The following is an 11,994-nucleotide window of genomic DNA, read 5'->3' on the forward strand; positions in this document are numbered from 1 at the left end:
TGTTGCAGATTTAGATAAATAGTGTTTATTAATTGCCACGATAGTTGCCAGTATTTTTAGCTTGCTGTAACCAGCCATTTTTGATGTAAAAAGTTACTTGATTAGTTGATTTTATTTCATTACCTTGAGCAGTGCGTCCAGAGATACTAAGTTTATTCTCGCCAGGGGTAGGTCGAGCAATTTTCCATTGTCCATCCTCATAGGTTGCTGGAATAGCCGAACCATTTATTATAAACGTTGGGCTATCATTGCTAGCTATTTGAGGATTAGTTGAAATGGCAACTTTGTCTTCTTTGGTAAAAATGTTAGCATCATTAGCAGGTGAGGTAATCTCGACATTTAAATCAGCATTTTGACCTTCCTCAAGGACTTCTTTGTTCTTCTCAGCTAAGTCTGATGTCGCTAATTTTGCCACATCGGATTGATTTATTTTAACAGGTTTATCATCACTAGGATTTTGCGAAGCTTTAGTATCAATAACTGTAGGCTGACCTACTTCGATAATTTTATAATCGACATCATCACTAGGTTTTTCCGCTGAAAATACCACATTACCATTCTCAGCGCGCCAAGAATAGACTTTTGTATCAGCTGCTTTAGCAAGAGATAAAAAACATAATATACAAACTATAACGCTAAAGACATTTTTATGAAATTTTGACATTATTAAATTCTCAAAGTGCTAATTATATCAAGTATATATAAAATTAGTTCTAATCAAAAGGGTACTTAGATTAAATTTATCTATCTAATACTTGTCTTCTATAAAATTTAGAATCATCAGCGCTTAATATTTTTATGATCTTTCATTCTACCTTGAATGGCAATAGTTATTTGACCTGGATTGTGTCGATTAACTTTGCAGATGCTATTTTCAAATATGTAAGGTAAGGGTATACCATTTAGAATATTAGATGATCTCCAGCTGCCAAATTAGGCTCTAGTATTATTGCTAATTTCTTATTATACACAAAGCGGCTTTCGCTATTAGTAGTTGAGATAATTTTTAATTTAACTACTTCAGTTGGTTGTGATATCTTTGCTTGTGGATTGTCGTTATCTAAATAGAGTTTATTCTATTTCGAAGAAGCAAGTTGTTATTCTATAGAGTTTTTTGTTGGATTTGGTTTTTATGATAAACAAACGCCTATTTTTTGATAATTTTGAACAAAATAGGCGCTGGCTGAGAGAATGCTACTATACCATTTGTAGCACGCCAACTATAAACATTATCATCTTCACATAAGCTATATTTGCAAATATGTCTATGAATTATTAGTAAAATATAGATAGTTTAGATAATTTATAAAAACAATATTTAAAACTTTATATTTGCAATTATATATGTTTATATTACAAGCATTAAGCGGTTTTTAAAATTTAAGAGGTCTTATGATTACTTTAGACTACGTTATTTATGACTGTATAGCTAATGCATGTATGTTAGTATTTGCGTTTTTAGTTTTTAAAAAAAATAGTTATGCATGGGTATTTGTACTAGCTAGTTTAATTCTAAAGGTGTTTATTTATGGTAAGTATGGAATATCAACTTCTTTGATTTATCTATCTGCACAGATACTAACTGCTATCTTGGCAGCCATGGTATGGTTAAGAAATCCAACTTATATTAAAGCGACAAAGCAAAAAAAATTATTAGTATCAGTTGTTGCATTAATTATTTTAGCTGTATGGGTTGGGCTAATGTACAAATATGTAAATCCATATATAATAGATTATACGATGCTATTTGGCTTCGAGTACTTATGTTATATGTTAATTGTAGTAGGTTGTGTATTTCTTGCCTTCAGGCTAGCTTTGGGTTTATTGTTTCTTGCTATAGAATTGATAAGTTATGCTGTTAATTATGCAAACTCTGCTATGGTTATTCAAAATGCACCACAGTATTTTAGAGATTTTGTTCCATACTATTGGCTATCAGCAGTATTGCTATTTATTGCAGGAATAGTTATTGTTGCTTCGTATACTAATGCTAAAAGAAGTGTTTAACGTTTTTATAGACTATAAATATCAAATCTATTAGTCTTGCCTTTAAGCTGAGAGCTTGGCTTTTTGTTACTAAGAAACTCGGCATTTATAGGTCTTTTGACTACAGCTTTTTTGGTTATTTGTCCTTGTATAATGTTATCTAATAAATTGGAGTTAGATATCTCATCATTAAATGCAACTTGATGGAGTATTTGCATGCCTTGTTTAACTTTGGCACTTTTTTTACGTGGTGGAAACATTGGATCGATATAGATACAATCAAAAGACCTATTAGTTGTAAGTATATACTGATTACTTTCTATATTGATTAAGGTTATTTTAATGACAATCTCTCTGAGATAATCTATTTGTTGAGCTCTTTGTAAAGCATCTTTTAGGAGTAGATAGAGATAAGGATCTTTTTCTAGTGTTATTAGAGTATGGCCTCTAGCGGCTAATGTAAAGGTATCTCTGCCTAACCCAGCTGTAGTATCAAGGATAGCAAGCTTAGCTTTAGAGCGACCTTCAACTGCTTGTATAACACTACATTTCTTAGCTTTAGGGTTTATTCTATTTAAGATTTCACTAACATTAAAATCTATAAATAATTCTTTATTATCATAATGAAGTTTTAGATTATCATTTTCGAGATAGAGATATTTATGCTGTTGACAAAGCGTATATTCTAGATTGTCTTCTGTAAGCTTATTAAGGTGACTTTTTACATCTAAGTTAGAAATATTTATCTTCATTACTTTTTCTTTGCTCGAGGATGTGCCTTATCAAAAACGCTTGCTAATTGTTGGAAGTTTAAATGTGTGTATATCTGTGTACTAGAAATATCAGCATGACCTAACAGATCTTTTACAGCTAATAGATCTTTAGATGAATCAAGTACATGACTAGCGAAAGAATGACGTAACATATGTGGGTGGATATGACGACTAGCATATTTTTGAGCAAATATTTCAAGGCGCTTTTGTATCGATCTATTTGTCAAATGTTTACCATCACGAGAAATAAATAGATAATCACAGCTTGGTTTAAAAATATCTCTGATTTTAAGCCATCTATCGAGATTATTGAGAGTTTTAGGACCAAAGTATGCGATGCGCTGTTTGTTGCCTTTGCCTGTAACACGGATACTTTTCTGAGAGATACTGATATCTTTAAGCTCAATTGACGATAGTTCACTAAGTCTAATGCCACAGCTGTATAACAGATCAAAACAAGCAATATCACGGGCTTCAATATCATTGCTTGGATTTATATCTAGTAGATATGCTAGTTCATCTGTATTTACTGCTTTGGGTAGTCTTTTACTACTTTTAGGTGCTTTGATACCACTAGCTGGATTTTGTGATACCATTTCACTATTTACTAGAAAATTAAAAAAACTTCTCACCGAACTAAGTTTACGCTGAAGTGTCTTAGGAGAGTTACCTTGAGCATGTAGCTTCTTTACCCATATCAATATATCACTATGAGCTAAGCTAGTAATGTTTTTACCATTAAGTGATTCATGTAGTTGTATTAAATCTCTTTGGTAATTATTGATAGTTTCTTTAGAGTAGTTTTTGAGATAAAGTAAATTATCAAGAAAGTTATTGATATGCTCTAGATTAGTCATACTTAAGTTTTAAGCAACAACACATAATATAACTATTACACCAGAAACTAGTGAAATTAGCCATAGACTTTTATAGGTTGATATCTTGTAATTGAAATTCTCACCAAGGCTATTTATTTTAAATGCCATAAGCGCTGGCATAATCATTAATAGAACAGCAATTGATAAACCAACACAAGTCATCGCATAAATAAAGATGTCTGGATCCATTTGGTTTATTATTAGTGGTATAGCAAAGGTTAGTACTGCTGCTATTGAATAAGCTATAGCTTTTTTAGTCTTATATAACTTATAAGTATCTAAATTAAAATGAAACAGAGATAAGTTCACGCTTAGGAATGATGTCATAATCGCTACATAAGTAAAAATATGTAATACAGCATCTGTTGTTGGAGTACTTACTTTACTACCTAGCGTTTTTAGGATATCGCCGATATTAGCCTTACCTACTGGAATATGATTGAAAATCGAATCCATAAAGCTGATTGGACCATGTAACGGTAATACACCTAGAATAGTTACTACCCATACTAAATATAAGATTAATGGGATAATACTACCTATTATAACAATGCGCTTCATATCTCTAGCGTTTTTACCAAGGTAGTCAGATAATGCCGGTACGATAATATGTGAGGTAAAAGATGTTGTAAAAACAGGTATAGCTATTATTAGTGATATTCCAAGATCAACAGGGGCTACAAAAAGATTAGGAACCTCAATATATTTGTTAAAAACTACACACAATATTACTAAAACTAAGATCTTCAGGATTATAAAAAACCTATTAGCATAGTCAACGAATCTAGTTCCTAAGACCACGATACTACCAAAGATAATTACAAAGATTAACGATGATAGTTTTTCATCAAGTCTTGGAAATGATGTCGATAATGAAGATGCAGCCGCAGAGATATACGCGGTACTTATAAAATACATTAATATCAAAAAAGCAATACTTGCAACAACCCCTCCTGGTTTACCAAGGTACTTCTCTGTTATGGTTTTAAAGCTGCTGCCATAAGGCATCGAGCATGAAATATCTGATATAACTACCGCGGTGTAGGTCATTATGCTCCAAACTATGAATATGAGGATCGAACCTATTACAAAGCCAAGCTTAGCAGTAATTATTGGTAAAGCTAATATGCCGCCGCCAATCATGGTACCGACAATAATCATTATAGATCCTAAAATTTTTATCTTACTATTACTATTCATCTCTCTACTTTATAGTGTTTCATTTAAAAAATAATTACTATTTAAATCCAGCGCTAATATATTTTTATAATCTTTTTCTAACTGTTCTAGGTTTTTATGTTTAAGTGTTATAAAAGCTACTACATCTGATTTATACAAATTAAGCATATTTGCTCTAGTATACCCTACTGGCTTTTTCTGGTCGACTATATTTATCGAAGGATATTTTAATTTTAACAAACTTAGATCTGGTAAAGGCTTGTTAGAGAAGTTATATAGACATAGAACTTTTGAAAAAAATTTTTCTTTTTTAGCAAGTTCTTTATTGAAAATTTTCTGTGCAAAAATTTCAATCTGAGTATCAAGACCAGAACACGAGGCTAGAATATTTAGCGCTCCAGAAGCTCCAGAAATTCGTGGGTTTAGTTCAATTAAAACTGGCTTATGCTCTGCAGTAAAAAAAATTTCTGTGTGAGCAAAACCATTTCTAAGTCCAAGCTTTGTCAAAACTAGTTTAGCATACTCAGCAATTTTAGCTATTATAGTTGTATCTTTCTCTAACTCTAAAGATAACGTTACTGGAACACCATGATATATTTTAGTAACATGTCTTTGTATAAATGATATGCAGTGTTCACCATTTTTTGAAAAGGTATCAACAGCATATTCTATGCCTTGAATATACTCGGAAATAATGAACTCTTTATAGACTCTACCTATAGGTGAATAAAAATCTTGTTTTATGTAATTATTTAATTCAGCTTCGGAGTTTAAAATGGCAGCGCCAACACTTGCACTGCCATTTAATGGTTTAATAAAACAAGGGTAACTAAAATGGTTATTTTTAATATTTTTTGGACTAATAATTTCTTGTTTAATATAATTTAGCTGATTGGCCTTCAGCACCTTGTGCATAAGGTACTTGTTATTCCTATATTGTGAGGTACACGGATCATTTGAGTAATTTGTAGCTATTTGCTTCATAAGATAATCTGCTATTGCTACAGAATCTTCATAGCCACAAATTACATAATCAATATTTAATCTTTTAAACTTTGCTATATCAATAATACCTTTTTTAGCAATGAAAATATTTTTTTCATTTACCAGTTTAGATTTAAAAGAAAAATTAGATGATATTTTTGTCAGGTCTATAGTAAATAATATAAAAGTTTCTATAGAAAATTTATGTAACTCTGTTATAAGATAATCTGCAGAAGCAATTGGATCAACCACTAAAACCCTAGGCTTATTTTCTAATACAGTTGACATGTAGATTAACCCCTATTACAACTTATCAATAGCTTTGTAGATTATCAAATATATTAGCGTTGATTAGTGTTGTGATAAAATAATTTATGGGATAGAACATTAATATATTAAGAGCTAACTATTTACTATAAGTATGTCTATCAATTTTATTATAAATTCTAGAGTTTTGCAATACGATTAGATTGTTGCTACTGCAAATAGATTAATGCTCACGCTTTGAAGAAGATTTCTTTTTTAGGTATATTGCATCAAAATTAATTGGTGCAAGGTTAAGAGGTAAAAAACCTCCTTTGATTATAGAAGAGTCAATTATCCTTTTTGCATAAGGAAAAAGAGTATTTGCACAATATGTATTAAGTACCGAATCAATTTGTTCTGCTGCCATACCTATAATTGTAAATATACCAGACTGAGTAACTTCAGCTATATAAGCATTAGTATCATTATTTTTTGTAGTTACAGTAATAGTTAGGTCTAGTTCGAAATTTTCATCATTTATTTTTGTGGTATTTATATCAATGTTAAAATCAGAACTAGGGTTCCATTGTTCTTTAAAACAAGCAGGTGAGTTAATAGTCTCAAAAGAAATATCTTTTGTATATACTTTTTGAATTAAGAAAGATGGTTGAATTTCATTATTTTGCATGATTTTTCCTAAGACTTTTATAAAGTTTTATATTTTTCAAAATTATAGCAAATTGAAAAAGGTTTATATAATTAAATTTAGTGTTTTTTTAGTTCAAAGAGTATATTTAGTGCTTCTAGAGGTGTTATTGTGTTGATATCAATCGTATCAAGTTTTTGTTGTAAAGGATTTTTTTGGTTAGTTGGCTCAAATTCAAGGTGACCTTGAATTTGATTTAACTCTGTTAGCTGCTGTCTTTTTTCGAGATTATATAGATTCTGTTTTGCTGATTCTAAGACATCTTGAGATATACCAGCAAGTTTGGCTACTTGGATGCCATAGGATTTTTTAGCTGCTCCCGCAACAGCTTTGTGCATAAAGTAGATATTATCCTTATATTCTTTAGCTTCAAAGTGGATATTGCATACATTTGGATATTGTTTGGCTAATTCTGTGAGCTCAAAATAATGTGTTGCAAACAAAGTAAATGCACCTATTTTGGCAAATTTCTCTGCACATGCCTTAGCTAAAGCCAGCCCATCAAAAGTGCTTGTGCCACGACCTATTTCATCCATTATTACTAGCGATTTAGCACTAGCATTATTGAGGATATACGCTGTTTCAGTCATTTCAACCATAAAAGTTGACCTACCACTAGAAATATCATCAGATGCACCAATTCTTGTGTAGATAGTATCAATGTCACAGATATTTGCATAACTTGCTGGTACAAATGAGCCTATGTAAGCTAAGAATATTAGTTGAGCAACTTGGCGCATATATGTAGACTTACCACCCATATTTGGACCTGTGATTATTTGTAATGTGTGAGCATCTTTGCTTAGCAATGTATCGTTAGGAATAAAAGGCTCATCAATATTCTGTTCAATTGCTAGGTGACGAACTTGTTTAAGTTCTAGTTTTGCTAAGTTATTAAACTTAGGCTGGCTAAGTTTAAGCTTAATAGCTCTTTCAGCAAAATTTGCTAAGACATCTATTTTTGCAATACTTACTGCAGTTTCTTGGATTTGCTTATAGTATTCTAGAACTTTCTTTAACAGTGTATCATAGATTAATTTTTCACGGGCTAGGGCCTTTTCTTTTGACGAAAGAATTTTATCTTCAAAATTCTTTAGCTCTTCGGTGATATAGCGCTCACTAGCTTTTAAAGTTTGGCGCCTAACGTATTCAGTTGGGACTTTATCAGCATATTGTTTAGATAATTCGATATAATAGCCATGGACACGATTGTAACCAACTTTAAGTGTATTTATACCAGTTTTTTGTTTTTGTAACTCTTCAAATTTAACTAGAAAATCATAAGAATTATCTTTTATGCTTTTTAGTTCATCTAACTCTTTATCAAAACCAGCTTTAATGACGCCACCATCACGAATAGTTACTGGAGGGTTCTCAACAACTGCTTTATCTAAAAGCGTGACAAGCTCGTCAAGTTGGTGAATATGCTTATTGATATTTTCAATCTCTCGAGTATTTTTGTCATTAAGGAGTTTTTTGAGTGTTGGTAATTGCTCAAGAGAATCGCGCAGTGAGACAAGATCTTTAGGCTTTACGGTTCCAAGTGCAACTCGTGAGATTATTCTTTCGATATCACTGATATAATTAAGTACATCTTGAATTTTCAAAAAGTGCTGATTTTCACTTAAGCTATTTATAATACTATGGCGAGCAGCTAGTATGTTTAAGTTTCTTGTTGGATTGCTAAAATACCTTTTTAGGAGACGACTACCAAGACTAGTCTTACATTTGCCAATTATGCCTAGTAAGCTGCTTTTTGAGTTATTATCAAGCTCAAGATTTGTGCGGCTGTTTATATCTATATTAAGGATATCTTGCTCTTGTTTATAACTAATATCAGTAATATGTCTTGGAGTATCCTTGAGAATATTTGCAAGATAGCTAAGTATTGAGCCAATAGTTGTTAGCTGATCAGTTTTATAAAGATTGAGGATGTTATTAGCAATATTTGTATCAAAAGAGTCGTTAATATATTTTTTTGACTCAAAATTGCTATAGTACCATTCTTCTAGAACTTTAATCGTTTTTTTAAAAGGATTTTGCTGAGCAAGTTCACGAGAGTTAGTGATAATTTCTTGAGGTGATAGTTTTAGAACAGCATTTTTTAGTTCATTTAGGTTAGTTAGTGCTTTAACTAGATAAATTTTGCCTTGAGTATAGCTAGTGTATGCTAGATTATATTTGTTATTTTTGACAAAAATACTCACAAGGATACTATCTTGATTACTATCTAAAAAAGCTTCTTCAGAAACAGTCGCTGGAGTTATAATGCGTGTGACTTGTCTCTCAACTGGACCTTTTGAAGTATTTGGATCACCAATTTGTTCACAGATAGCGATCGATAGACCTTTTTTGACAATTTTTGCAATATAAGCTTCAGCAGCGTGATAGGGGACTCCAGCCATTGGAATCGATTCGCCATTTGATTTACCACGAGCAGTGAGAGTGATATCTAAAAGTTCAGCAGCTTTTTTAGCATCATCAAAAAAAAGCTCATAAAAATCACCCATACGATAAAATAATAATATATCTTGATATTGTGATTTAATTTTTAAATATTGTTGTATCATCGGGGTATGGTTAGAAGTATCTTGCATAGTAGCTAAATTGTAGAATCTTATTTGATATCAATGATTATATTATAAATGTTTAGCATAACAAACTTTCAAAATCAGTCGTTGTTACTTTTTTATTTTGCTAAAATACTTTAGAATATCATGTAGCGATTTTTACGGGTTGATTTGTATTTGAAAGGAGAAAATAAATGAATTATTTAGACTTTGAGTCAAAAATAAAAGAAATCGAAGATAAAATCACATCTTTATCGCATATATTTGAAGATGAAAAGACAGAAGCTGAGATTAAAAAGCTAAGCAAGAAAAGACTTGATCTAATGGAGTCTACTTACTCTAAGCTTACAGATTGGCAAGTAGTGCAACTATCACGCCACCCTGATAGACCATATTTCAAAGACTTATTACCATTAATTTTCACCGGTTTTCAAGAATTACATGGTGATAGAACTTTTGGTGATGACTTAGCTGTTATCGGTGGTTTAGCAAAATTAAACAACAAACCAGTTATGGTTATTGGTCAGGAAAAGGGTCGTGATACTAAGAGTAAAATAAAACACAACTTTGGTATGATGCATCCAGAAGGGTATCGTAAAGCTCTGAGACTTATGAAACTAGCAGAGAAGTTTAATATGCCAGTTGTGACATTTATTGATACTCCAGGTGCGTACCCTGGTATCAAAGCAGAAGAGCGTGGTCAAAGTGAAGCTATTGCAAGAAACCTATTAGAGATGAGTGCTCTGAAAGTTCCGGTTGTATGTATTGTGATTGGTGAGGGTTGTTCCGGTGGAGCTTTAGGTATAGGTGTTGGTGATAAATTACTTATGCTGCAATATAGTTATTTTGCAACTATTTCACCTGAAGGATGTGCTTCAATTTTGCACAAGACAGCTGAGAAAGCTTCAGAAGTTACACAAATGATGAACATCACATCAGGGCGTCTTAAAGAATTAAAAATTGTTGATGAAGTAATTGCTGAGCCACTAGGTGGAGCTCATCGCGATTATGAAACTACTGCTACTAATATCAGCAAGGCTATAGCTGCAGAGCTAAAAGTACTTTCTGAAATGACAGTAGAACAAAGAAACTCTAAAAGATATGATAAATTAATGTCTTTTGGAAGGTTCAAGGAAGCATAATTTATAATACTAAATCTAAAATGTTTCGATGCTCTTACGAAAGATAAAATCACAGGCAGGCTTTGGCATAGTAGAGTCAATGCTTGCTGCTTTGATTTTATTGTTTGTGTTATCTTCAGGTTTTCTTCTTCTAAATAGCGTCTTAGTCAATATAATTCTTGAGAACAAAAAAGATGAAATAGCAACTATTCTTGATGAGAGAGTAAGTGTTTATCGTCTAACCGGGGTTTTTGATGATACTAAAACAAAAGATGGTATAGAATTTATCAAAACAGTTGTATTAGAAAAAGAAAATGATGCTAAGCCAGAAGAAAAGCCAGAGGCTGTGAATAGTTCTAAAGCATTGAGTGTTGCTGATATCAGAAAAATGGCTGAAAAAGCAGATAAGAAAGCTAAAAAAGCTGCTGCTAATAATGTTGATATAGTATACAAAGTAGTCAATATTGCTGCTATTGATGACCAGCTCGGCGTTGCAGATCGTGTTAAGATTATTGAGCGTGAGGTAAAGCATAAAGATGGCGAAGAGCAATAATAAAATTGCTGGCTTTACACTGCCAGAGTTAATGGTTTCAATGGTTATAGCAGCTATAGTTATGGCAATGGCTATTGGTATTTATATTGATATGAAGAAGCAGTATATCAAATTAAGTGATAAGCATAAAATAAATACTAATCAGCTTTTGATTAAGCAAATCTTCTATAATGCTATTGGTCATGCTGGATTTACAACTAAGTATGGTGATATTTATCAACAGCTTGTGGATAACTCAGAGGATAACTTTGGAGATATCTTTGGGAAAATGGGGATAATAACCATTGGAAAAGCTCCAATTCAAGAGCTAGAAGGTTTGCCACAGGGATTGAGTCTTTCAGTTGAAGCCTGCAAAGAGCGGATGTTACATAAGGAAGATCTTAGAAATATGAATATAAATGAAAGTATTCATTGTGTACAACCAGATACAGATTTTCTGATGATTCAAAGAAGTAGCTTAGATTCAACTTTAAAAACTAACTCATCAAATAATATTTTTAAAATAAATGATTTTCAAAAAGATACCCTAGCGGAGAAAGACCTTAAAGCTAATGATTATCTGGTTTTATGTAATGCTTTTGAGTGTGAGCTAGTTAAAGTTGGTGCTGTTACACTAGATTTTATCTCGACCACTAGACGAGTTGAAGATAAGTTTAAGATTGGTGACTATGTTGGTAAGTATATTCTAGAAGTTTTCTTTGTAGCAGATAGTGGTAAAAAAGATAAAGATGGCCAAGAAATCTATTCTTTATATGAGTATGTTAAACAAAACTCTGATGACTCGGAAATATATGAGTTAATAGATAATGTCAGTGATTTGAAGATTGAATACGTTTTAAACTCTGATATTCATCAAGGCAGTGCAAATCTAAAGTGGCAATCACCACAGCAACAACTAATAAAAGTAAAAAGTGCCACAATCGCAGCTCTTAAGATTTCTTTTAAAGTGTCAGGCCAACCAACTAGTAAAATATTCTTATTGGGTCAAGTTTAGGTGT

11 protein-coding genes are annotated in these 11,994 nt (G+C 31.9%); 4 read left to right on the forward strand and 7 right to left on the reverse strand.

Features of this window, described 5'->3' with window-relative positions; genetic code table 11:
* Positions 1-28: 28 nt before the first annotated feature.
* Complete coding sequence (locus CGC45_RS01340; RefSeq protein WP_071628614.1) at positions 29-664, reverse strand: DUF4124 domain-containing protein; 636 nt, start codon at positions 662-664, stop codon at positions 29-31.
* Between the two features lie 728 nt (positions 665-1,392).
* Between CGC45_RS01340 and CGC45_RS01350 the strand changes: the two genes are divergently transcribed.
* Positions 1,393-2,007, forward strand: a complete 615-nt coding sequence (locus tag CGC45_RS01350; protein ID WP_114702010.1) for a hypothetical protein — start codon at positions 1,393-1,395, stop codon at positions 2,005-2,007.
* A gap of 5 nt (positions 2,008-2,012) precedes the next feature.
* Here CGC45_RS01350 and CGC45_RS01355 read toward each other — a convergent pair whose 3' ends face one another.
* From CGC45_RS01355 to mutS, 6 genes are all read right to left on the reverse strand, one after another.
* Positions 2,013-2,738, reverse strand: coding sequence for a class I SAM-dependent methyltransferase (locus tag CGC45_RS01355; RefSeq protein ID WP_084387429.1), 726 nt, complete (start codon positions 2,736-2,738; stop codon positions 2,013-2,015).
* Positions 2,738-3,616, reverse strand: a complete 879-nt coding sequence (locus CGC45_RS01360; RefSeq protein WP_071628616.1) for a tyrosine-type recombinase/integrase — start codon at positions 3,614-3,616, stop codon at positions 2,738-2,740. The genes CGC45_RS01355 and CGC45_RS01360 overlap by 1 nt, the downstream gene beginning before the upstream one ends.
* A gap of 9 nt (positions 3,617-3,625) precedes the next feature.
* Positions 3,626-4,837 (reverse strand): amino acid permease, encoded by a 1,212-nt coding sequence (locus CGC45_RS01365; RefSeq protein WP_071628617.1) that lies wholly within the window; start codon positions 4,835-4,837, stop codon positions 3,626-3,628.
* A 9-nt stretch (positions 4,838-4,846) separates the two neighbouring features.
* Entirely contained in the window at positions 4,847-6,088 is a 1,242-nt protein-coding gene (locus CGC45_RS01370; RefSeq protein ID WP_071628618.1) for an ATP-grasp domain-containing protein, read from the reverse strand.
* Positions 6,089-6,290: 202 nt separating this feature from the next.
* Entirely contained in the window at positions 6,291-6,734 is a 444-nt protein-coding gene (gene secB / locus CGC45_RS01375; RefSeq protein WP_071628619.1) for a protein-export chaperone SecB, read from the reverse strand.
* Between the two features lie 77 nt (positions 6,735-6,811).
* Positions 6,812-9,349 (reverse strand): DNA mismatch repair protein MutS, encoded by a 2,538-nt coding sequence (mutS, locus tag CGC45_RS01380; RefSeq protein WP_071628620.1) that lies wholly within the window; start codon positions 9,347-9,349, stop codon positions 6,812-6,814.
* 167 nt (positions 9,350-9,516) lie between these two features.
* Between mutS and CGC45_RS01385 the strand changes: the two genes are divergently transcribed.
* From CGC45_RS01385 to CGC45_RS01395, 3 genes are read left to right on the forward strand one after another with little or no spacing between them, the layout of a single operon-like run.
* Positions 9,517-10,464, forward strand: coding sequence for an acetyl-CoA carboxylase carboxyltransferase subunit alpha (locus CGC45_RS01385; RefSeq protein ID WP_071628621.1), 948 nt, complete (start codon positions 9,517-9,519; stop codon positions 10,462-10,464).
* A gap of 28 nt (positions 10,465-10,492) precedes the next feature.
* The gene (locus CGC45_RS01390; protein ID WP_071628622.1) at positions 10,493-10,996 is read left to right on the forward strand and encodes a pilus assembly protein; all 504 of its coding nucleotides are present in this window, start codon (positions 10,493-10,495) and stop codon (positions 10,994-10,996) included.
* Complete coding sequence (locus CGC45_RS01395; RefSeq protein WP_071628623.1) at positions 10,980-11,990, forward strand: PilW family protein; 1,011 nt, start codon at positions 10,980-10,982, stop codon at positions 11,988-11,990. Before CGC45_RS01390 ends, CGC45_RS01395 begins: the two co-directional genes overlap by 17 nt.
* Positions 11,991-11,994 lie beyond the last annotated feature (4 nt).

The organism is Francisella opportunistica (assembly GCF_003347135.1).
GTDB lineage: Bacteria > Pseudomonadota > Gammaproteobacteria > Francisellales > Francisellaceae > Francisella > Francisella opportunistica.

Excerpts from the sequence above, each read along its gene's own strand:
- CGC45_RS01390 (WP_071628622.1), top strand. The coding sequence starts at position 10,493 with ATGCTCTTACGAAAGATAAAATCACAGGCAGGCTTTGGCATAGTAGAG.
- CGC45_RS01350 (WP_114702010.1), top strand. The coding sequence starts at position 1,393 with ATGATTACTTTAGACTACGTTATTTATGACTGTATAGCTAATGCATGT.
- CGC45_RS01385 (WP_071628621.1), top strand. The coding sequence starts at position 9,517 with ATGAATTATTTAGACTTTGAGTCAAAAATAAAAGAAATCGAAGATAAA.
- CGC45_RS01355 (WP_084387429.1), bottom strand. The coding sequence starts at position 2,738 with ATGAAGATAAATATTTCTAACTTAGATGTAAAAAGTCACCTTAATAAG.
- CGC45_RS01370 (WP_071628618.1), bottom strand. The coding sequence starts at position 6,088 with ATGTCAACTGTATTAGAAAATAAGCCTAGGGTTTTAGTGGTTGATCCA.
- CGC45_RS01340 (WP_071628614.1), bottom strand. The coding sequence starts at position 664 with ATGTCAAAATTTCATAAAAATGTCTTTAGCGTTATAGTTTGTATATTA.
- CGC45_RS01395 (WP_071628623.1), top strand. The coding sequence starts at position 10,980 with ATGGCGAAGAGCAATAATAAAATTGCTGGCTTTACACTGCCAGAGTTA.
- CGC45_RS01365 (WP_071628617.1), bottom strand. The coding sequence starts at position 4,837 with ATGAATAGTAATAGTAAGATAAAAATTTTAGGATCTATAATGATTATT.
- secB (WP_071628619.1), bottom strand. The coding sequence starts at position 6,734 with ATGCAAAATAATGAAATTCAACCATCTTTCTTAATTCAAAAAGTATAT.
- mutS (WP_071628620.1), bottom strand. The coding sequence starts at position 9,349 with ATGCAAGATACTTCTAACCATACCCCGATGATACAACAATATTTAAAA.
- CGC45_RS01360 (WP_071628616.1), bottom strand. The coding sequence starts at position 3,616 with ATGACTAATCTAGAGCATATCAATAACTTTCTTGATAATTTACTTTAT.